Annotated in this window: 15 protein-coding genes; 8 read left to right on the top strand and 7 right to left on the bottom strand. The window is 39.1% G+C overall.

Annotated features, from left to right (window positions below; translation table 11 throughout):
* Positions 1-70: 70 nt before the first annotated feature.
* The gene (locus AC1M9H_RS02995; RefSeq protein WP_035265792.1) at positions 71-1,252 is read left to right on the top strand and encodes an acyl-CoA dehydrogenase family protein; all 1,182 of its coding nucleotides are present in this window, start codon (positions 71-73) and stop codon (positions 1,250-1,252) included.
* Positions 1,253-1,296: 44 nt separating this feature from the next.
* On the opposite strand, the gene AC1M9H_RS02990 is transcribed toward AC1M9H_RS02995, so the two are convergent.
* The 4 genes from AC1M9H_RS02990 to msuE form a co-directional block, all read right to left on the bottom strand.
* A complete protein-coding gene (locus tag AC1M9H_RS02990; RefSeq protein ID WP_481586860.1) occupies positions 1,297-1,911 on the bottom strand; it encodes a riboflavin synthase subunit alpha in 615 nt (204 codons plus the stop codon).
* A gap of 69 nt (positions 1,912-1,980) precedes the next feature.
* Positions 1,981-3,138 (bottom strand): MFS transporter, encoded by a 1,158-nt coding sequence (locus tag AC1M9H_RS02985; RefSeq protein WP_481612787.1) that lies wholly within the window; start codon positions 3,136-3,138, stop codon positions 1,981-1,983.
* Positions 3,139-3,446: 308 nt separating this feature from the next.
* On the bottom strand, positions 3,447-4,556 hold the full coding sequence (gene sfnG, locus AC1M9H_RS02980; protein WP_035265790.1) for a dimethylsulfone monooxygenase SfnG: 1,110 nt from the start codon (positions 4,554-4,556) through the stop codon (positions 3,447-3,449).
* A 29-nt stretch (positions 4,557-4,585) separates the two neighbouring features.
* Positions 4,586-5,323, bottom strand: coding sequence for an FMN reductase (gene msuE / locus AC1M9H_RS02975; RefSeq protein ID WP_481594495.1), 738 nt, complete (start codon positions 5,321-5,323; stop codon positions 4,586-4,588).
* A gap of 376 nt (positions 5,324-5,699) precedes the next feature.
* Between msuE and AC1M9H_RS02970 the strand changes: the two genes are divergently transcribed.
* Complete coding sequence (locus tag AC1M9H_RS02970) at positions 5,700-6,350, top strand: response regulator (protein ID WP_035265788.1); 651 nt, start codon at positions 5,700-5,702, stop codon at positions 6,348-6,350.
* A gap of 61 nt (positions 6,351-6,411) precedes the next feature.
* Here the strand turns inward: AC1M9H_RS02970 and AC1M9H_RS02965 are convergent, their stop codons facing one another.
* Both AC1M9H_RS02965 and AC1M9H_RS02960 read right to left on the bottom strand, forming a co-directional pair.
* Positions 6,412-7,179 (bottom strand): hypothetical protein, encoded by a 768-nt coding sequence (locus AC1M9H_RS02965; RefSeq protein ID WP_481612726.1) that lies wholly within the window; start codon positions 7,177-7,179, stop codon positions 6,412-6,414.
* Positions 7,180-7,604: 425 nt separating this feature from the next.
* Positions 7,605-11,096 (bottom strand): hybrid sensor histidine kinase/response regulator, encoded by a 3,492-nt coding sequence (locus tag AC1M9H_RS02960; RefSeq protein ID WP_481586858.1) that lies wholly within the window; start codon positions 11,094-11,096, stop codon positions 7,605-7,607.
* A 183-nt stretch (positions 11,097-11,279) separates the two neighbouring features.
* Here AC1M9H_RS02960 and AC1M9H_RS02955 point away from each other — a divergent pair, with 183 nt between their 5' ends.
* The 4 genes from AC1M9H_RS02955 to betT all read left to right on the top strand — a co-directional run bounded on the left by AC1M9H_RS02955 (position 11,280) and on the right by betT (position 16,343).
* Positions 11,280-11,612 carry a DUF485 domain-containing protein gene (locus tag AC1M9H_RS02955; protein WP_035265779.1) on the top strand — a complete coding sequence of 111 codons (333 nt, stop codon included), beginning with the start codon at positions 11,280-11,282 and terminating at the stop codon, positions 11,610-11,612.
* Between the two features lies 1 nt (position 11,613).
* Positions 11,614-13,320 (top strand): cation acetate symporter, encoded by a 1,707-nt coding sequence (locus tag AC1M9H_RS02950; protein WP_180028478.1) that lies wholly within the window; start codon positions 11,614-11,616, stop codon positions 13,318-13,320.
* Positions 13,321-13,457: 137 nt separating this feature from the next.
* On the top strand, positions 13,458-14,147 hold the full coding sequence (locus tag AC1M9H_RS02945; RefSeq protein WP_481608657.1) for an ion channel: 690 nt from the start codon (positions 13,458-13,460) through the stop codon (positions 14,145-14,147).
* Between the two features lie 225 nt (positions 14,148-14,372).
* The gene (gene betT / locus AC1M9H_RS02940; protein ID WP_481612725.1) at positions 14,373-16,343 is read left to right on the top strand and encodes a choline BCCT transporter BetT; all 1,971 of its coding nucleotides are present in this window, start codon (positions 14,373-14,375) and stop codon (positions 16,341-16,343) included.
* Between the two features lie 63 nt (positions 16,344-16,406).
* Here the strand turns inward: betT and omp33-36 are convergent, their stop codons facing one another.
* Positions 16,407-17,342 (bottom strand): porin Omp33-36, encoded by a 936-nt coding sequence (gene omp33-36 / locus AC1M9H_RS02935; RefSeq protein ID WP_481591857.1) that lies wholly within the window; start codon positions 17,340-17,342, stop codon positions 16,407-16,409.
* 821 nt (positions 17,343-18,163) lie between these two features.
* Between omp33-36 and blaOXA the strand changes: the two genes are divergently transcribed.
* Together blaOXA and AC1M9H_RS02925 are read left to right on the top strand one after the other, a co-directional pair.
* Positions 18,164-19,057: a class D beta-lactamase gene (blaOXA, locus tag AC1M9H_RS02930; protein WP_481612724.1), complete on the top strand. Its 894-nt coding sequence runs from the start codon at positions 18,164-18,166 to the stop codon at positions 19,055-19,057.
* A 487-nt stretch (positions 19,058-19,544) separates the two neighbouring features.
* Positions 19,545-21,251 carry a GGDEF domain-containing protein gene (locus AC1M9H_RS02925; protein WP_481612723.1) on the top strand — a complete coding sequence of 569 codons (1,707 nt, stop codon included), beginning with the start codon at positions 19,545-19,547 and terminating at the stop codon, positions 21,249-21,251.
* Positions 21,252-21,683 lie beyond the last annotated feature (432 nt).

The following is a 21,683-nucleotide window of genomic DNA, read 5'->3' as shown; positions in this document are numbered from 1 at the left end:
CAGGCATTGTGATAAGTCAAATCATGTTGATCTGCTAAGCTTATCAGCAGATGCGATACGGAACATAACAATGAATTCTCCCCTAAATTTTAACCCTGAAACGCCACTTGAGACTGCGCAAATACTTGCATCTGAGTTTGCGAAGACCGCAGCAGAACGCGACAAACAGGGTGGAAATCCAAAGGCTCAGCGAGATCTAATTCGACAAAGTGGTTTATTGTCTTTATCTATTCCAAAAGAACTTGGTGGGCAAGGTGCAACATGGAGCACGATTTTTAAAACCATTCAAACCATTGCTCAAGTCGATAGTTCGCTTGCGCATGTATATGGCTTTCATCATTTGCTTATAGCGACGGTACAACTTTTTGCACAGCCAGCTCAATATGGAGATTGGTTTAGACAGACCGCCAAACACAACTTATTTTGGGGAAATACGTTAAATCCATTAGATCGTAGAACAACCGCGAAACAAGTTTCTGACGAAGAATTTATCTTCCATGGTGATAAAAGTTTTTGTTCTGGATCAATTGATTCAGATATCCTGCTCTGTTCGGGATTTAATGAAGATGGAAAGTTACTGATTGGCGTGATTCCAACAGCACGAGAGGGTGTGAGCTTTCTTGGGGATTGGAATAATATGGGGCAACGTCAAACGGATAGTGGTACCAGTCATTTTGAACAGGTCAAAATTCGCAAGGATGAATTACTCCTCAATCCCGGTCCTTTAAGTACACCTTATTCAAGTTTGAGACCGCTAATTGCTCAACTGATTTTCGTGCATTTATTTTTAGGTGTTGCTGAGGGAGCGTTCAATGTTGCGAAAGAGACAGTTCAAACACAAAAAGCTTGGTCGAAATCACTGGTTGAACAAGCGGTGAATGATCCATTTACCCAAAAGCATTTCGCCGAATTTTATGTGCAACTTGAAGGTGTGCGCTTGCTCGCGGAAAAAGCGATCAATACATTACAAAAGGCGTGGGATGAAGGGGAAACATTAACTGCGGAGCAACGTGGTGAAGTCTCAATTACAATCGCTACCGCCAAAATCGCAGCGACTCATACTTCACTTTATGTGACACAAAATATTTTTCAAGTGATGGGCGCACGCGCCACTACTGCAAAACTGAATTTAGATCGATTCTGGCGTAATGTACGAACCCAAACCCTGCATGATCCAATTGATTATAAATATCAGGAAGTCGGAGAGTGGGCATTAACTGGAAAAGTTCCAGATCCGAGTTTCTACTCTTAGATCGAATTGATTATGAAAAAAGCCTCTATCGTAGAGGCTTTTATTTATTTTTGATGAATATTTTCTAAAGTATCGACAAGCGTACGTGTCATCTGATCAATTTCGTAATTGACTTGATCGCCGACTTGAACATATTTCCATGTGGTTAAGCGTAAAGTTTCTGGAATAAGATCGATTGAGATTTGATTGTTTGCACGATCAACTCGATTGACTGTCAAACTGCAGCCATTTAAACCGATAAAGCCCTTTAAGAAGAAATATTTGATATTGCCATTTGGAATTTCAAGGTCGATATGAAACGTTTCACCATTTTTGCTTAAATGCTTTACGGTTGCAGTGCCTTCAATATGACCATATAAATTATGCCCACCATTCTCAGCACCTACTTTAGCGGAGCGTTCAATATTGACCTCATCACCGACGTTGAGTTGACCTAAAGTGGTTAATTCAAGTGTTAGATTTGAAACATCAAAATGCACTTGACCAGCGATCAGATCAATTTGTGTAGCGGTTAAGCAAACACCATTAATCGCAACACTGGCACCGATAAATACATCATGAAAAAGATTGAGCGCATTAGAAATAACAAAAGTCCGATATCCCTCTTTATGCTGTATATCTAATACTTTTTCTAACCCTTGCACGATACCTGTATACATAATAAACCTTTGCCTAAAAATAAACCTTAATTGCTTTTAATCCTAACTGAGATCGTAGAGATGATCATCTTACGCAGATTGATTGGTTCTGGGTAAAAAGAAGGTCAATAAACCCAGTAGTGGTAAGTATGAGCTAAAGTGAAATACCCAACGAATACCTTGATGATCTGCCACATAGCCCAAAGCTGCTGCCGCGATACCGCTGATCCCAAACATCAAACCAAACATCAAACCAGAGACCATGCCGACACGACCTGGCATCGCTTCTTGTGCATATACAACCATTGCTGAAAATGCGGAAGACATAATCAATCCAGTAAGAATCGCAAAGATACACGTCCACATCAAATTCACATGTGGCATGAGTAATGCAAAGGGTGCCATGCCAATGAAGGAAATCCAAATGACAGCTTTACGACCTATTTTGTCACCGATAGGGCCGCCAGCAAAAGTACCGATTGCTACTGCAGCTAAAAAAGCAAATAAATAAAGCTGAGCCTGTTGAATACTGACCTGAAACTTTTCGATCAAATAGAAGGTATAGTAATTTCCAATACTTGCAATGTACGTGAATTTTGCAAACATTAACGCACAGATAATCACAATTCCCTGTACAAGTTTAGAACCTTTCAACGGTGTTGATTGCTTGGCTTTTACTGCTGAAGCAGCTTGAACAGCATATTGAATGGTCCATCGACTGATTCTGTAAAGCAGATAAATAGCGAAAATGGCAAATATCATGAGCCAAGCAACTGAGGCTTGGCCGTTCGGTACAATAATTGCTGCGGCCAACAGTGGCCCAACGGCAGAGCCGCTATTACCACCCACTTGAAAAGCGGATTGAGCAGTTCCGAAGCGACCACCTGATGCTGTTCTCGCTACTCGTGAGGCTTCTGGGTGAAAGGCAGATGAGCCCACACCGATGAGTGCTGCTGAAATCAGTAAGATTGGAAAAGTCCATGCAAATGCCAGCAGAACGATACCTAGCAGTGTAACGCACATACCCAAAGGGAGGAGGTAGGGCTTAGGATGCTTATCAGTGTAGAGTCCAACCCAAGGTTGCAGAATAGATGCAGTCATTTGATAGACCAAAGAAATAATCCCGATTTGGGTAAAGCTCAAGTCAAAATTAAGTTTCAGCATGGGATAAATGGCAGGTAAGCAAGACTGGATCAGATCATGTAATCCATGCGCTAATGCAATAGCGAAAATAATATGAACCGCCATTTTATTCGCTGAAGCACCAGAGGAATTGTTTGAATGTTCTATTGATTGAATTGAACCCATAAGGCTGTGCTGTCTTCATTTTTGAGGTGATTATAACCGTGCAACAGCGGAACAATGTACGATTTATTCAATTTTCGATGTACTGTTGCTGATCAGATTATATGAACTATCCAATAAAAAGCCCCCAAGCCGAGCCTTGGGGGGTAAGTTGCTACTGCATGACGCTATTATTATAGTTATCAGGGTCAAAACAAGACTGAACAAAGCGCTGATTTCATTCAGATCGTTGTTAATTAATCGAAGACCAATTAAGCTGATTTAGCGGTGATGTGTTGTTGCTGTTCAGCTTCGAGTTTTCGAACTAAAGGCAGTACTTTTTCACCAAAATATTCAACTTCCTCTATAAAATGTAAGAAGCCAGATAAGATCAGGTCCACACCAACTGATTTTAATTCAACGATACGTTCAGCAATTTGTTGCGGTGTACCGATGAGATTTGTTCTGAACCCGTCGTTGTATTGGACAAGATCTTCAAATGTTGATTTTGCCCAGTTACCTTCACCTTCTTGAGTTGCGGCACCAGCTTCACGAGTTGCATCACCAAAGGCATTGACTGCTTCTACATTTGCATTGTCAATGATTTCTTGAAGTACAGCTTTTGCTTCCTCTTCAGTATCGCGAGCAATGATAAAGGCATTCACCCCAATTTTGACTTGATGGTGATTCAGCTTGGCTTTTTCACGGATGTCATCAATCTGCTTTTTAATTTCAGCAGGCGTGTTTCCATTGGTGAAATACCAATCAGAAACACGAGATGCCATATCACGTGCGGCACGCGAGCTACCCCCTTGGAAAATTTCAATATGTGGGCTTTGAACAGGTTTTGGCTTCAAGGTGTAGTCTTTAAATTGATAATATTTTCCATCAAAACTAAAGTTATCCTGCGTCCAAATGCCTTTTAAGCTACGAATAAACTCCTCTGAACGTGCATATCGTTGATCGTGTTCAGGCCATTCTTCACCGATGGCATCAAATTCACCACGGAACCATCCGCTCACAACATTAATAGCGATACGACCATTGGTTAAATGATCAATTGTCGCGAGCTGTTTAGCCGCCAGCGCGGGTTTCCAAGGGCCTGGTAAAATTGCTGCGATTACACGTAACTTTTCAGTTTTTGCCAATAAGCCATGACTAAAGCTTACAGATTCATGCTGATTCTCAGCACCGTATCCTGCCGTGAATCGAATCTGTGTCAAAGCATATTCAAATCCACTTTTTTCAGCAGCTTGCGCGAGTCGAACATTGTAGTCGTAGCTCCAGTCTGTTCGTTGTTCAACATTACTGACGACAAGACCACCACTGACATTTGGAACCCAATAGGCAAATTTAATCGCTTGTTTTTCTGCATTAGACATGGCTTATACCCTCATTGATTCAATTATATTTATGCCACTTCAATTTTTGGGGCAGCATTATTCTTGTGATGCAAGCGTGACTCTGCTGCATCTAAACTTGGTACTGCTGCTGAAGGCAATACTTCTTCTTGTTCGATTTGTTTGTTAATGCCCAAGTTTTGATTGGCTTGTTGGGTTTTATCTTTCACAACCTCAGCACGTTTACCTTTGGCTGGTGCCCACTCTAAAATTGGTAAAGCACGAGCAATGGCTAAGGTAATGCGCGCACGTAATAGTTCACTGTGAATGGTGTATTCAGGCGTAAAATCACGATCAGTTGCATAAACGCCAATTGGCAAAGTCTGTGCTTGGAAGAAGCTAAATAAAGGACGCAATTGATGCTCAAGTACTAAGGCATGGCGATCACTGCCCCCTGATGCAGCTAGTAATACAGGCACATCAACCAGCGCAGTTTGTTCTACAAAGTCAAAGAAATGTTTAAATAAACCTGTGAAAGATGCGCGATATACGGGCGTTCCCACAATCAATGCGTCCGCGGCTTCAACAGCAGCAAGATCATCTTGAACACGTTGCGGCAGCTGATTGCGATAAATGGCACCACCTAATAAATGACCGATTTCGCTAAATTTAATAAAATGCACATGAATTGGTGTTGCTTCACCTAACTCATCCAAAATCGCTTGAACAAGCGCTTCAGTTTTTGAAGGATTATTTAGACCGCCAGAGACAGCAACGATATTTAATGGTTTTTGTTGAGCAGTAGACATAGTACAAACCTAAAAATTTAAAATTAATCTCGGATGCACTATTTATGTGGATTTATGCTTATTCTGTAAAATAAGCAAAATAAGAATAAATATCATTTTTGCTTATATAGCAATAATTTAATCTTTTTGAGATATAAATAAGTGATAAATAATTGAATAAACGTATATTTATGATTATGAATAAGCTATTTCAATATTTGAATAAATTTTATATTTAAAAGTGATGTGCTTATCGAATTTTCAAAATTACATAAAAAAATCGCGTTTGTAAGATTTAGCCCGACATTTTCTGCAAAAATTCGTTAATATTTATATATCCTTAACAGCTATAGCACAGTTAGTATATTGATTGTGTTTGAGATCTCTCGCCTCGCTTATGAATATTTTAATCGTTGATGATCATCCACTGTTTCGTCATGCTTTAATTCAAGCAGTTCGTTACAGCTTACCGCAAGCCCAAATCCATGAAACAGCTGCTGTTAATGAATTTTATGAACGTTTAGAAAAAGGTCCTGAACCAGATTTAGTGCTTTTAGATTTGAATCTTCCAGGTGCATCAGGCTTCTCAGCGTTGGTGCATGTGCGTGCACAGTATCCATCGTTACCAATTATTGTCGTATCGGCGCATGAAGAAGTTTCAATTATTCAACGCTCGATTGCACATGGTGCAATGGGCTATATTCCAAAATCAGCGCATCCAAGTCACATTGGTGAAGCGATTCGTCAGGTATTAGAAGGGGATATGTGGTTACCACCAAACCTGCCTGCGAATTTAAACTTTGATCCACGTGCTGCAGATGAAACAGCTTTAGCAGAACGTATTCAATCTCTAACACCACAACAATTCCGAGTGTTAATGATGGTTGCGGAAGGTTTGTTGAATAAACAGATCGCATACGAACTTGATGTTTCTGAAGCAACGATTAAAGCGCATGTGACCGCGATTTTCCGTAAATTAGGCGTTCAAAATCGTACTCAGGCTGTATTAGCGATTAATGCATTAAACATCGAAGAAAAACGTGTTTAATTGATTCTTAGATTTGAAAAAAAGACCTAATCAAAGGTCTTTTTTTCGATGCGTATCTACTTTAGGCTAAACAGTCCTGTTTAGGTGTCAACTCATTACAATATAGAGGATTGAGTGCACATTGAAGTTCATCAATTTGATCTTGTGTTACATAGCCCTTGCGTTTTAAATGTTCTGCAACGCGATCATCTCTAAGACTTAAAAAAGCGGCATCATAAACTTTCAGATCAACAAAGAGTGCAGCCGTTTCAAGTCCATTAAAACGATCTAAAAATACCTCATTGCCATACATGAGAAAAATATGATCGAAATCTGCATATGCATCGATGCCCAGTTGTTCTGCGAGTGCAAGCGGCGGTGTTTTGATAAAGAGTAAATCTGAAATTTCATCAAACTGCGTGGTATCCAGCGTATTTTCACCAGTTTTCACTTTACCAAGCCAAGCTTTAAAGACCAAAACGGCACCACCACGCAACAACATACTCCACACTTGATGACGCGTATGTTCATCTAAATCTCGGCATTCTGATGCTAAACGTTGAATAAGTTGATTTTCTTGTTGTGCCAATTTATCAAATAAACCTAAGCCTTGAGGGTGATAAGCTGCTGGTGTAAATACATCAAATTTTAATTGTTCAAAAACCTGTAAAGCCAAAGGTACTGCAGTTTGGTAAATCTGTTCCAAGGCACGTACATGTACATTTTTTAAGGATGTAGATGGAAAAATTTCTTGCCACTTGATTTCAGGCAAAATTGCATTGGCACCATATTGGCGATGAAATTCGTGATTACGATCTAAACCATGTGGCATAGCTTCTGAAATGTTCATTGCAAGACTCCATTTGATACTTTTATTCTCGAGAAAATTTGAGGCACTTTGATTTCTTTAATCGAAAGAAGATGTGCTGATGGCTAGATTTAGAATTATGTTGATTGCAATAAGAATAAGACTAAAGTATTAATTTTTATTTGATGAGTAAATTTGTCATCTAAAAACATGATGTTAGTAAACTTGTAACTATTTGTTTTAAATGATATTTCAACTTTTGATGTGTTTTGCCATAGAAAATCGGACTTTGATTTTTTTGGTCAATTGCCAATGCTCTTTTTAGCTTTATTTTGTTCTCTTTTGCCACCTCTAAAGCTGAGATCTGCCAATCATTGTAAAGTACGGTGTGAATATGTATAAAAATCACCCAGCTTTTCGTGGAAAAACTGGGTGATGAATGTATCAAAATGTGACTATTTCGAATCTTATTTTGAAATTTTTAAACCTGATAACCATGAACGTAGAGAGGCAGGTTTGAGAGGTTTTTTCAATAGGACAATATTCAGCTCTTTGAGTCTTTGCGGAAGCTCAGGATCTGAATCAGCTGTAATCAATGCCACAGGCACATTTTCTTGACGATGTTCTACAATAAAATCTAATCCTATTTTATTTGAATTCAGGTGTTGATCGACCAACCAAACTTGAATGTTCTCTTGTTGAATAATCTCAAGCGCTTGTTCAGGTTCTGTGGCTTTAAACACTTGATAACCCCATTTAGTAAGCAAAGTTGCCATGCCTTCTAAAATAGTTTCATCATTGTCTAAACATAAAATTTTATACGCTGCAGATTTTAATGGTGTGGCTTGAACTGGTGCGGTCACAACCTTTGGTGCATCGATGAGTGGGACTTCAATCATAAAACATGAACCCTTACCCAACTCGGAATACACATGCACAGGATAACCCAACATGCTGGTCATTCTCTGAACGATGGCGAGTCCAAGACCTAAACCTTGTTCACCCCATGGCGAGGTATGTCCACAACGTTCAAACTCTTGGAAGAGTTTAATACGTTGTTGTTCAGCAATCCCTGGACCAGTATCCCAAACACCAATACGAATATGGTTTGCTCTTTCTGCTGAACGTAACACCCCAACAATTACACGACCTTTTGCTGTGTATCTTAGGGCATTACTGACAAAGTTTTGAATAATACGGCGAATCCATTGAGGATCTGTATCAATCCAGAATTTCACGTCATGCACTCGGAAGGAGATCGCTCGTTGTGCTGCAATTGATTTAAATTGTAGTTCTAAGTCACTCAATAGGTCATGTAATGGATAGGCTTGTCGTTTAGGTTGTATTGTTCCACCTTCTAAACGTGCAATGTCTAATAATGCAGAAAGCATACTCTCTGCACCATGTAAGGCACGATCGAGTTGCTGTAGCGTTTTAGCATCTTCTTCATTTTGAATGCTTTGTTCTAATGCCGTACTGAATAACCGTGCAGCGTGCATAGGTTGAAGTAAATCATGACTTGCTGCAGCAATGAATCGACTTTTTGACATATTGGCTTTGTCAGCTTGTTCACGTGCCAATTGTTGTTCTGCCAAGGCATTGGCAAGTTGTTGAGTGCGATCTTGAACGCGTCCTTCAAGTAGTGCTTCAGTTTCTCGGAATGCCGTAATATCAGCAAATGTCGTCACGAAGCCACCGCCTTCGATTGGATTTCCTCGCATTTGGATAACACGACCATCTTTACGAATACGTTCAAACTCATGAGCGCTACCTACTTTCATCCAATGAATACGTTTACGTACGTGCTCTTCAACGGAACCAGGTCCACATTCACCGCGCTCTGCGTTGTATCGGATCAAGTCTGCAATCGGGCAGCCCACATATACCAAATCTTTTGGATAATCGAATAAAACGAGATATTGATTATTCCATGCGACTAAACACATGTTTTCATCGACAACACTTACCCCTTGGGTCATGTGGTCGATCATGGTCATAATTAGATTTTGGTTAAAGCGTTGCCATTGTGATGCTTGGTCTAGAATATTAGCGACCTGTCCAAGTGCTAATCCATTGTTAACCATGGCTGTAGTGAGTAGGGTACGTGCCGATGCAGCTCCAATTGTGCCAGCAAGATATTGTTCAGTGAAACGCCACCACATCCCATTGGCACTGCTGTTTTCGTTTAATATCACATTATTGGATAAGCAGAATTGATTAAACGCATGCATGGTCGGACCTTCACCCGTAATCCGTTTGGCAAGCGTGATCAGGTCACCCACTTTTAATCGTGCGACATCATGATGTAAATAATTAACTTCATTTGAGGTTTGTTGCGTTTGTAGGGGTTTAGTTTCGTAATAGAAGAAACTTTCTGCCTGTATTTGCTCAGCAATACTTGGACGATAAATTCGTGAGATCCAGATGTAGAGCACGATATTTAAGCCAAGTGACCAAATTACACCATGTGTTAATGGCGCAAATGATTCAAAACCAAGTAATGCTTCAGGCTTTAATAAGTCAAATCCCAGAGGACCAAACATTAGAAACGAATAAGTAAATTGATAATATTCATCTGGTAAACTTCTTAAAATTGTTGGTAAGAGCAGTGTGTAACTCCACATCACAAAACCAACGATGAGACCTGCATAGACCCCTTGCTTACTTCCACCACGCCAGTACAACCCCCCAATAAGTGCAGGTGCAAACTGTGCAACAGCACTAAATGCCAAAAGACCAAATACTGACAGCTGATCAATGTCATTAAAGAAATGGAAGAACAAGAATCCAAGTAGCATGACCGCCAAAATACATACGCGACGTGTGAATTTCAGCATTCGAGGTAAACGCTTGTCATGACGAGAAATCCAACCCAAGCGCCATAGCGCAGGCATAATCAAGTCGTTACTGAGCATGATTGAGAGTGCGACTGAAGAGACTAAAAGCATACCAGTTGAAGCCGAAAATCCTCCAAGGAATGCTAAGAGCGTCAGCCATTCTTGGTTATAGCTCAAAGGCAGTGACAGCACGGCAACATCAGGGACTGCCATGTATTCTGGTGCAGCATGAAGTGCCCAACTTGCAATCGGAATAATCGCGACAACGGTTAAAATGATGTAAGCGGCAAACCATCTGCGCGCACCACGAATATGTTTTTCATCACGTAATTCAACTACAGCAACATGAAACTGGCGTGGCAAACATATAATCGCTAATGCTGCTAAAAGTGTTTGAATCCAAAAGGTATCTGGCACGCCCATCAGTTGAATTTCATGGAAGGTTTTGGATACGTCTGCGGAAACTTGAATGAGGTTTTCGGGGCGTTCAAATAAAAAGAAAAAAGCGACACAGAGGAGTGCAAATAATTTAACAAAGGATTCAAAAGCGACTGCCAGCATTAAACCACCATGCTGTTCGGTGTTGGCAATCTGACGTGTACCAAACATCATAGCCAAAATTGCGAGAACCCCTGTAAGTGCAAGTACACCATTGGTGGTCAGATTCATCACTTCTGAATCTTGTTGCAACATCACGGATGCACTGAGTGCAATGGCTCTCAGTTGTAAGGCAAGATAAGGAATGATGGCGATCACGGCTAAAATGGTGACGAGTGAGGCGAGAGGTCCGCTTTTGCCATAACGTGCTGCCACAAAGTCAGCAATTGAGGAAATAGCATGGTGCTGACGTACCCGACCTAAGCGACGCCAAATATCATAACCAAACCAGACAAACAGAAGTGGGCCTAAGTAGATTGGAAGGAAAATGATCCCTTCACGAACAGCAGCACCCGTTGCGCCGTAGAATGTCCAAGACGAACAGTACACGCCTAAGGTCAAACTAAACAATAACATGCGTCCACGTGGGCTGAGCCGACTGGCATGTTTTTCACCAAAAAAGGCGCAAATAAAAAGGATGAGGATGTAGAGGGCGAGTACCCCAATAATCAACCAACTGTTCATAGGACTTACACTTGAGAATCTCGTGTAATGATAACGCATCCATGAACTGTCACGTTCAAATTGATCAAAATTTAGCGACCAAAGTCTAAATTACAACCAATGCAAAATCTTGCTAATTTAAAAATCGGAATAATTTAAATAAAAAAAATGACCTACGGTTGGGTCTCATATGGAGTCTTGTTTATGGATGAGAGACAAGTAGAGCAAATTCTACAGAATCCCAAATTCAAAGAAATGGTCAAAAAGAAAAGCACACTGAGCTGGACATTGACAGGCATTATGCTGTTTGTCTACGTTGGTTTTATGCTTTTAGTTGGCTATAACAAAGAATTTTTATTGTCATCGCTTTCAGGTGGTGTAACCACTTGGGGGATCCCTCTAGGATTAGGCATCATCGTGCTGTCTTTCTTGTTATGTGGTGTGTATTCGTACATTGCCAACAATAAGCTCGATCAATTAAACGAAGAAGCTATGCGCGAAGTTGAAGCCATCACTCACGAGAAGGGACTACACTAAGATGAAATGGAATTCTTTACTCACATTTGCAGGGACTGCAATGTTATCTGGATTGGCATTCGCAGGTCCTGATTTAGGTGCAGCAGAACAACAAGCAACAAATTGGCCTGCGATTATCATGTTCTTGATTTTCGTCGGTGCAACGCTGGGGATTACCAAATGGGCAGCTAAACAAACCACAAACACCAAAGATTTCTATACCGCAGGCGGTGGAATTTCTGGTTTCCAAAATGGTTTAGCCATTGCTGGTGACTATATGTCCGCAGCATCGTTCCTTGGTATTTCTGCGATGGTTTTCCTGTCAGGTTTCGATGGCTTACTCTATTCACTTGGTTTCATGGTAGGTTGGCCTATCGTACTTTTCTTGATAGCAGAGCGTTTGCGTAACTTGGGTAAATACAATTTATCTGACGTTGTATCATTCCGTTTACAAGAAAAACCTGTACGCACACTGGCAGCGTTAAGCTCTCTTGTTGTTGTTGCATTCTACTTGATTGCCCAAATGGTCGGCGCTGGTCAGTTGATCAAGCTTCTGTTTGGCTTGAACTATAACATTGCTGTCGTCATCGTCGGTCTGCTCATGATGGCATACGTTATGTTTGGCGGTATGTTAGCGACAACATGGGTGCAAATCATTAAGGCAGTGATGTTGTTGTCAGGTGCTACCTTCATGGCATTTATGGTGATGAAAGGCGTTGGCTTTAGCTTCACCAATATGTTCGAGCAATCGATTCAAGTCTTCTCTAAAGTACATGATTTAACCTTAGATGATGCAACCAAAATCATGGGACCAGGTAGTCTGGCATCAAACCCAATTGATGCGATTTCTCTTGGTTTAGCATTGATGTTTGGTACAGCTGGTTTACCACATATCCTCATGCGTTTCTTCACAGTAAAAGATGCGAAAGAAGCACGTAAATCAGTTGTTGTTGCAACAGGCTTTATCGGTTACTTCTATCTTTTAACTTTCATCATTGGTTTCGGTGCGATTCTCTATGTATCGAACAACCCACAATTCCTTGATATTGCGAAAATGGCAGTAACTGGCAAGCTAGAGCTTGTTGGTGGTAATAACATGGCTGCGGTTCACTTGTCTGATGCTTTAGGCGGTGACTTGTTCATGGGCTTCATTTCAGCGGTTGCATTTGCCACGATTCTCGCAGTTGTTGCAGGTTTAACGTTGTCAGGTGCTTCAGCAATTTCACATGACTTATATGCGAACGTATTGAAAAAAGGACAAACTACACCTGAATCTGAACTTCGTATGTCTAAAATCGCGACTTTAGGTCTTGCGATCTTTGCGATGATCTTGGGTATCTTGTTCGAGAAACAAAACGTTGCCTTCATGGTAGGTTTAGCATTCTCTGTTGCTGCATGTGCAAACTTCCCAGTGCTTGTACTTTCAATGTTCTGGAAAGGTTTAACAACGCGTGGTGCAGTTGCCGGTGGTGTTGTTGGATTAGTTTTAGCGGTTGTACTCATCGTACTTTCTAAAGCAGTTTGGGTAGATACGCTTGGTATTTCTGATACACCAATTAATCCATATAACGGTCCTGCATTATTTGCGATGCCTTTAGCATTCTTCTTCTGCTGGTTGTTCTCTGTGACAGACAATTCTGCACAAGCGCAAGCAGAACGTAAAGCATTTGATGCACAGTTTGTACGTTCACAAACAGGTATTGGTATTTCTGGTGCATCAGACCACTAAACCATACTGATCATGATAAAAAGCCCCTTTAAGGGGCTTTTTTTCTTTACCAAATTTCTATTTTAAATGACATACAAGTCATCAACTGTCCGCTATGCTTTCATTCAAACAAAACAATAAAAATAGTTGGAGTTGAGATGAGTTTAATATGCCGCGTGATACGTGATCTCGTACGTTTACCATCCGCGTGTCTACTGATTTTACAGCTGCTGATTTTATTCCTCGCAGTGATATCAAGTCATGATTTGGCTTATCGCTCCATGACTTGGATTCTCGGCGCTTTAGTCCTTCTTATTATTGCTAAAGTCATCAAAATGACCCCAATTTTTAGTGCTGTAGGTTTATTTGGGGTATTAGGAGCTCTCATTTTTTCTTTCTTGATTCTGATTGGATATCATCAAGCCTATATTCAAATTACAGCGCATGTATTTGAAGTTATCGCGTATACGACAGCGGCTTATGGTTTGGTTCGATATATGTTCGAAGACCGCTATTTGACCAAAGATGAATTATTTGCGGCAGCAGCTGTTTTTACTTTAATTGCATGGAGCTTCGCATTTTTATATAGCATCTGCCAGCTATATGACCCACTGAGTTTTAGCATAACGCCTGAACAATCTGTTCAACATAGTTGGTTAGATTTGTTGTTTCTCAGTTTTAGTATTCAGTCGGCAACAGGTCTTTCAGATATTATGCCCTTGAGTCCGCTGGCGAGACTGATTGCCATGATTCAAATGTTTAGTGGAGTCATGTATCTGGCTTTGATTGTTTCGCGCTTAGTTGCACTGCAATACATTGCTCATTTGCCAAAGCATCAGGATGATTAAAACAGAACGTTACATCTTGCTAACGGCATTCATCTGCAAAATCATGAATAATAAGTACTTAGATCAAAAAATAATCTCCAACCCTCGATATTGAGTCGATTTTCTATTCTGTTTTTGATGAAACTAACCCGGCTTTATATGAGGTTGAGGATAAATGATCTCAATTCATATAGCGTTTTATCCAGTTTGAAGCGTTTCACCGAAAAATAAATATATAGGGGAATTATGTCTTCTCAGCATCCTCCATGGTATTCAAATGTAAATCCACGTGTTTTTATCAGCACGGTACTCATCATTTTTGTATTTTTGGCCACTGTGGTGTTATCTCCTAATGGTTTTGAATTAGTTACTCAGCAACTGAACCAATGGATTACGGATTCTTTTAGTTGGTTCTATGTTTTAGCAGTTGCCATATTTCTGATCGTGCTGGCTTATATCGCAATTTCTGACTACGGCAAAATCAGGCTCGGTCCAGATCATAGCCAACCGAGTTACAGTAATGGCTCTTGGTTTGCCATGCTCTTTACCGCAGGTATGGGGATTGGCCTGATGTTTTTTGGGGTAGCAGAACCTGTAATGCATTATGTCTCTCCGCCAGTCGGTGATGGAGAAACGGTTATGGCAGCGCAGCAAGCGATGCGAGTGACTTTCTTCCACTGGGGACTTCATGCATGGGGAATCTATGCATTGATTGGATTGTCCTTGGCCTATTTTGCTTATCGACATCAATTGCCTTTAAAAGTACGTTCCGCGCTTTATCCGATCATTGGAAAAAAAATTCATGGTCCAATGGGGGATGCCGTAGACACATTTGCCACGATTGGAACAGTATTTGGTGTGGCGACAACATTGGGTTTTGGTGTAACGCAAATTAACTCAGGCTTGAATTATTTATTTGATGTTCCTCAATCAGCAAGTACACAAGTGATACTGATTATTATCGTCAGTACATTGGCATCACTGTCCGTTTTTCTAGGTTTAGAAAAAGGAATTAAACGGTTGTCTGAGTTGAATTTGGTATTGGCATTAAGTTTATTGCTCTTTGTATTCTTCGCGAGTTCTACCATTTATCTTTTGCAAACCACAATTCAGAACATGGGTCAGTATGTTTCTAATCTCTTTACCATGACATTTAATTTATATGCTTATCAACCGAATGGTTGGATTGGTGGTTGGACGGTTATGTATTGGGCATGGTGGATCTCGTGGTCACCATTTGTCGGGATGTTTATCGCACGTGTGTCACATGGAAGAACCATTCGAGAGTTTATTGTTGGGGTTATGTTGATTCCTACTGGATTTACACTCATTTGGATGGGCTTTATGGGGAATGCTGCGCTCTTCAGTATTATGCAAGAAGGCAATGAAGCACTGATGCTAGCAGTACAGAAGGATTCTTCCGTTGCATTATTCGAATTTTTAAATAGCTTACCACTCGCTTCAATCATGAGTGTAGTAGCAACATCGCTGGTTATTTTATTCTTTGTCACTTCAGCGGATTCAGGTGCATTAGTTACAGACTATTTGACGGCTAAAGGTGAAGGTTCACCGACATGGCAACGACTCTTTTGGACTGTGCTTATGGCGGTATTGGCAATTGTATTATTATTGGTCGGTGGGCTTGGTGCTTTACAATCTGCGACCATCATGAGTGCGTTGCCATTCTCCGTCATTATGCTTTTTATTTGTTGGGGATTACTCAAAGCCTTAAAAGTAGATTTAATTAAAATGAATGCTCTGCAAGAGGCGAGAATTACACCTCGAGCAATTCATCAACCACGGAGTTGGCAAAAACGCTTAGGATTGATTATGCACTATCCTCATTCTAAGGAAGAGGTTGATGTATTTATTGAATCTCAAGTATCTCAAGCATTAGAGCAAGTGCAGAAAGAGTTCAAGAGAAGACAGTTTAAGGTTAGTGTAAATCGATTGGCTGAAGGGGTAGAGTTGAGGGTAGATCATCATGACGAGTTGAATTTTGTATATCAAGTGATGTCACAAAGAACAACGCCACCGAGCTTTATGCCAGATACAATGGTGACTGAGCAGGATTATTATCAAGCGGAAGTGTTTTTAAGAGAGGGTGGACAGGCCTATGATGTAATGGACTGGACACAAGAAGACTTAATTCAAGATGTTATTGATCAATACGAAAGACATTTACATTTTTTAAGTGTAATTCGTAGCCCTGAGTAACTAGTGACTGATAAAAAAAGGACGCATTATGCGTCCTTTTTTGATTCTGTATCTAATAACTTATTAGAAACGGAATTTAGCATTTAAGCCAACAGTTTCAGTATCACGGCTAGAACCATTTTCAGCGTTAGCATTTACATAACTTGCACCAACAGCTACAGCTGGAGTGATGAAGTAGTTTACGTTAGCACCGATAGCTGAGCTTGGAGTGTCATTAAAGCTTGATTCAGTATAAGATACGCCTGCGCTTAACTGTGGATTGAAGTAAAGGTCAGATTTTAATTGGTAAAGTGTATCTTCACCGTATACTAAACCAGCTTCAAAGCCAATAGACATATTTGTATCAGTGATACCGCCTACATATTTAGTACGTGCTGTGATCGCATCTTGATCTTCAGCAATAGTACCTGTTTCAAGTGCTGAGAATACGCTACCGTTGTTGATTGCTTTAAAGACATCAAAAGAGTATTGATCAGCAACGCTTGTATAACCTACAGCAACCAAGAAGTTTGGAAGTAACATTGCACCAAGTTCTAATGCATAACGATCGCCGTTACCATCTGCTAATTTAGCAACTTGTGGGTGGTTAGATGGATTGGTTGCAGTGAATTCATTTTTAGCATCAGTTTTTGAGTGGCTATATGACGCGCTTGCATATAAAGGAATAAGTTTAGTTGGGATATAAGCTTCAGCTTTTGCACCATAGTTATGTTGCTGAGCTTCAACTTTCTGATTAGCAGCTTTAATATCAGCAGAATATTCACCGAAGTTATAAGCAACAGAAACATTAGATGCTTGATTTAAGAAAGCCGCTTCAGCTAAAGGACCTTTAGTTGAGTCTACATTCTTGAAGTAGTAAGTACCTTGAACAGAACCAGTATAGTTATCATTGTTCAATGAGTCATCAAAGTATTCAGCAGCGCCTTGTACTTCAACTTGATATGCGTGTGCCCCAGTCATTGCTACTAATAAAGCAGTGGCTAAACTAATTTTTTTCATAATAGTTACCAAATAAATGTCGAATGAATATGCAGTAAATATTGTATTGTAACAATGTATTAAGTCAATGATCTTTAAGGTAATAGTCTGCTGGTCTAAATTTATTTTGTGTGTTATGTCTTGATACAAGAAGATTAAGAACATGAATTTTTGAACATTTTATTCAAAAATAACAATGTGATAAGGAGATTTTCAACGTCGATTAAGCTTAAAAAATTGCATCGAAATTATACAAAAAAAAGATTATTAGAATCGGATAAAACGTATAAAGAAAATGTTAATTTACATGAAATTTAAGATTTTCGTTTAATTTTAAATCATTTGAAAATAAATAATGTGACTTTTTTCACCTACTTGGTAGTAAAGTGTTAGGTTGATTCGGAATTTCAAAGGGTTACGATGTTTGCAATTTAAGTTAATTTTCACATAATTACATGCTCCTTAACTAAGTTTTTTTTTATATTTAAATAAATTGAGTTTTGCCTTTTAGATTTACTAAATATTATAGTGGTTATTTCTCTTATATGCCCAGCTTTCCCCAAGGCTGGGTTTTTTTTAACTTATATTTATTTGCACTATTATAGTGCATAATCAGGTGTATTCTTTATCAATACTGAGCAAAAAAAAACCTAGTTTTCTATGAAAACTAGGTTTTTTCGCCAAAACTTGGGGGAAATACAGAAATTCTGCTGAGGTATATTTCTATCTCGCCCTAATGTGGGGCATTATGCACCAGCATATTGCACATGTAAATAATATTTTTAAAAAAAGTGTTAAAAATAGACAAAAAAATTAGAAATAATCTGTCAAAATTGAATTAAATGCATTGGTCAAATTGGAACATTGAATTGAAAGGAATCTACGTTGTTGCACTTGTTTTAACGTCTGTTTTTCTATCTGCCTGCCAGGCCTTAGATCATATTAATCCGAGAACAAAAGCATACGATTTAAAAGATGATTCAATGCTGAATAGCAGTGAATTAAAGAATCAGCATCATATTGAGACCCTATTTAATCAGCAAAATATTCAAGGTGTATTTATCACCTATGATGGCAAACACGTTAAAACTTACGGTTCTGATCGAACAAGAGCAAAAGAAAATTTTATCCCTGCATCCACTTTTAAAATATTGAATGCTTTGATTGGATTAGAACATCATAAATCAACTCGGTATGAAGTGTTTAAATGGGATGGAAATAAGCGTTCATTTGATAGTTGGCAACGTGATTTTACGCTTGGTGAGGCCTTACAAGAATCTGTTGTACCTGTGTATCAAGCCTTAGCACACCGTATTGGACTAACATTGATGCAGCAGGAATTAATTCGAATTCAGTATGGAAATGCAAAAGTCGGGGATCAGATAGATCAATTTTGGTTAAAAGGTCCTCTAGAGATTACACCTGATCAACAAGTTAAATTTGTTTATAGATTGGCACAGTTGTCATTGCCGTTTCGTAGAGATGTACAACAAGATGTAAGAGACATGATGTATGTCGAATCACGTGGTGCGAATAAGCTATATGCCAAAAGTGGTTGGGGAATGGATATTGAGCCTCAGGTGGGCTGGTATGTGGGTTTTGTAGAACAAGCCAGCGGTCAAGTCACTGCCTTTGTATTAAATTTAGAAATGAAAAATGGTGATAAAATTCAGCAACGGAAGGAAATCACTTTAGATATTTTAGATCGACTTGGTTTATTTCATTATTTACGTTAAAAGTCATATAAAAGATAAAAAAAACCCAGCCGATTGGGATGGCTGGGCTGAAAAAGGATGTTCTGTATGTGGGAGAAACATCCGAGGGTAGAACAAAATTCATTAAGCAAATCTGATATGAATCAGTGTCTTTGCAATGTAAGCATTATGGTTTAAAGGATGAGGTTTGTATAATGATTAAAAATTATGCGCATGATCTATTTTTTCGATGCTGATTAAGTGATCAAAATAATCATCTGATTTTAATTCAAAAAAGTAAATACTGCCAAATATGTCACTTGTATATTGGTGGAAAAATAATTTAAATATTGAACAAAAAAAATTTACGGCATTACAATAGTGTGATATTTATCACATTGTTTCTTAAATAAAAACTTGTGCTTTAAGTGCTTTTTAAGCATGGTTATATTGTAAAATATAACTAAGTTCAAAGAAATTTTATAAATCTCACCGCTTTATACGGTCTTTTATTTTAGAGGTAGTTTGGATGTTAAAATCACATTCCGAGCAAATTGGTCGCCGCCTATTTGTGTTCGTGATGATTATCGTCTTATCTATCCTCTGTATTTCAATCCCATTGGTCATTAGCCATTATCGCGAATATCAGAAATCACAAACAGCATTGATTGAAATAGAAAATCTTCGTGCCGTTGCTGCTCTAGCGAATCGTATTTCACGCGAGCGTGGCCCTGCGAACATGGCAATGTCGAGTTCACAAGAAGAGTTTGAAAAAAATAAACAAGCGCTTATTGAGTATCGCGCGGGAGTAGATGAACAAATTAAGGTCTCGATTCATCGATTAGATCAGTCTGGATATGATGGGTTAGAAGAGTACGTCGCTCAATACCTAAATCCAAAATTAGCGGAAGGTCGTAAACAAGTCGATCACTATATTTCGTTGCCATTTGCAGAGCGTACGCCTGAAGCTTTAGATCAAGCTATTCTTACAATGTTTAATGCGTGGGATAGCAGTCATGATTTACTGAAGAAACTGGTAATGCAGTCTAAAAGTAAAGATAGTTCGATGGGGCATTATTACACCATGATTTTGGTGTTGGCTGATTTGCGAGATCAGGCTGGACGTGTTGCTTCAAATGTAACTGCACATGTGACATTTCAGCAGCCGTTACCAAGTGACAATATTGCACGCGCATTACAAACGCAAAAACAAGTTCGCTATTTGTGGGATTTAGTGAATACCATCCAACCCGAACGCCATCGTACAGCTGAATTCGCTCGCTTACACAAAGAAGTGAAAACTCAGTTTATTGATCAAGGTTTACCTATCATCATGCGATTAATTGATGAAAGCCGAAAGGGACAACCTTATTTTTTATCAGGGACTGAATTAAGTGTAGCTGTATCTGGTAAATTCTTAACAGTTATCGATTTACAAGACTATTTGCTCAATAAGAGCGTTGAAATCGCAAAGTCAGAAAAAGACGCGAATCAATTGAACTTCCTACTCACGTTGATAGTCTCTTTAATTTCACTATTGGCTGCTTTATTTACGATGATCTATGTTCAACGTAAAGTTATTTCGCCGCTTATCATGGTGAGAGATAAATTAGTTGAATTGTCGTATGCCAATGCTTTGGTCGATAGTCATTTTATTGAAGATCAGCAGAAGCAAGTACATTCATTACACGAAGCGATGCAAAAACTTCAGAAAATGTTGCATCAACGTGATGAGTTTGAATTTGAATTAAAGAATATTGCCAATACTGATAAATTAACAGGTGTTTCAAATCGTTTTGCTTTAGAAGCCTATACCAAACTTATGGAAGCTCAGCCCAATAAGTTTACCCAAACGTGTTTGATGATTGTAGATATTGATTATTTTAAACAGGTTAATGATCAGTATGGTCATGTGGCAGGGGATCAAGTCATTCAGCAGGTGGCAAATTGTTTAAGTCATAATGTTCGATCAACTGATTTAGTCGTTCGCTTTGGTGGGGATGAATTTTTGGTGTTGATTGAAAATTTAGACCTTGAACATGGGTTACGTGCTGCAGAAAAGATGCGTAAGGGTATTGGTGATTTACAATTTACAGATGAGCAAGGTCAATCATTTACGGTTTCGATCAGTGTGGGTGTTGCGGTAGGTGCTGATTCTTGGAAAGCATTATTTGCTAAGGCAGACCAAGCATTATTTAGAGCGAAAGCGCAGGGACGCAATACGGTTTCAAGCTAAGATTATGTGAATATTGGCTGTAATCACGTCCTCAATTGTCAGTTAGATTTTTTATTAAATTTGCGTAGTAGTTTCCTACTTTTGAAAGAAAAAAGTAGGCAAAATGCTTTTGTTTGATTGAGGATACATCCTTATATCTTAATCAAACGGGCGACATCCAGGTCGCTTTCATGTGATTGGATTTCAGTTAAAAATTATTTAGGAATGGCTTTATTTAAACTTTGATAAAGTTGTTTTCTAGTCTCTAATATACTTGCTTTATATTCAGCAGTTTTCTCAATTGAAACAGATTCTTTACGAAAACATGTATAGGAATTAAAAGCACCTACAAGTTCACCGTATCTTCTCAATATTTCTTGTTGATCTTTATAGTCATATAAAAGTAAAAGCCCTTCATTTTTACTTAATAGATTAAAGTCATCAAATAGGTTT

The sequence above is a fragment of the Acinetobacter sp. ANC_7512 genome, assembly GCF_056779935.1.
Note: the sequence above shows the minus strand (reverse complement) of the source record. Positions and strands in the feature narration are given on the sequence as shown.

What these genes read in the sequence shown, in the direction of transcription:
- AC1M9H_RS02995 (WP_035265792.1), top strand. Translation starts at nt 71, where the DNA reads ATGAATTCTCCCCTAAATTTTAACCCTGAAACGCCACTTGAGACTGCG.
- AC1M9H_RS02990 (WP_481586860.1), bottom strand. Translation starts at nt 1,911, where the DNA reads ATGTATACAGGTATCGTGCAAGGGTTAGAAAAAGTATTAGATATACAG.
- AC1M9H_RS02985 (WP_481612787.1), bottom strand. Translation starts at nt 3,138, where the DNA reads ATGGCGGTTCATATTATTTTCGCTATTGCATTAGCGCATGGATTACAT.
- sfnG (WP_035265790.1), bottom strand. Translation starts at nt 4,556, where the DNA reads ATGTCTAATGCAGAAAAACAAGCGATTAAATTTGCCTATTGGGTTCCA.
- msuE (WP_481594495.1), bottom strand. Translation starts at nt 5,323, where the DNA reads ATGTCTACTGCTCAACAAAAACCATTAAATATCGTTGCTGTCTCTGGC.
- AC1M9H_RS02970 (WP_035265788.1), top strand. Translation starts at nt 5,700, where the DNA reads ATGAATATTTTAATCGTTGATGATCATCCACTGTTTCGTCATGCTTTA.
- AC1M9H_RS02965 (WP_481612726.1), bottom strand. Translation starts at nt 7,179, where the DNA reads ATGAACATTTCAGAAGCTATGCCACATGGTTTAGATCGTAATCACGAA.
- AC1M9H_RS02960 (WP_481586858.1), bottom strand. Translation starts at nt 11,096, where the DNA reads ATGAACAGTTGGTTGATTATTGGGGTACTCGCCCTCTACATCCTCATC.
- AC1M9H_RS02955 (WP_035265779.1), top strand. Translation starts at nt 11,280, where the DNA reads ATGGATGAGAGACAAGTAGAGCAAATTCTACAGAATCCCAAATTCAAA.
- AC1M9H_RS02950 (WP_180028478.1), top strand. Translation starts at nt 11,614, where the DNA reads ATGAAATGGAATTCTTTACTCACATTTGCAGGGACTGCAATGTTATCT.
- AC1M9H_RS02945 (WP_481608657.1), top strand. Translation starts at nt 13,458, where the DNA reads ATGAGTTTAATATGCCGCGTGATACGTGATCTCGTACGTTTACCATCC.
- betT (WP_481612725.1), top strand. Translation starts at nt 14,373, where the DNA reads ATGTCTTCTCAGCATCCTCCATGGTATTCAAATGTAAATCCACGTGTT.
- omp33-36 (WP_481591857.1), bottom strand. Translation starts at nt 17,342, where the DNA reads ATGAAAAAAATTAGTTTAGCCACTGCTTTATTAGTAGCAATGACTGGG.
- blaOXA (WP_481612724.1), top strand. Translation starts at nt 18,164, where the DNA reads ATGCATTGGTCAAATTGGAACATTGAATTGAAAGGAATCTACGTTGTT.
- AC1M9H_RS02925 (WP_481612723.1), top strand. Translation starts at nt 19,545, where the DNA reads ATGTTAAAATCACATTCCGAGCAAATTGGTCGCCGCCTATTTGTGTTC.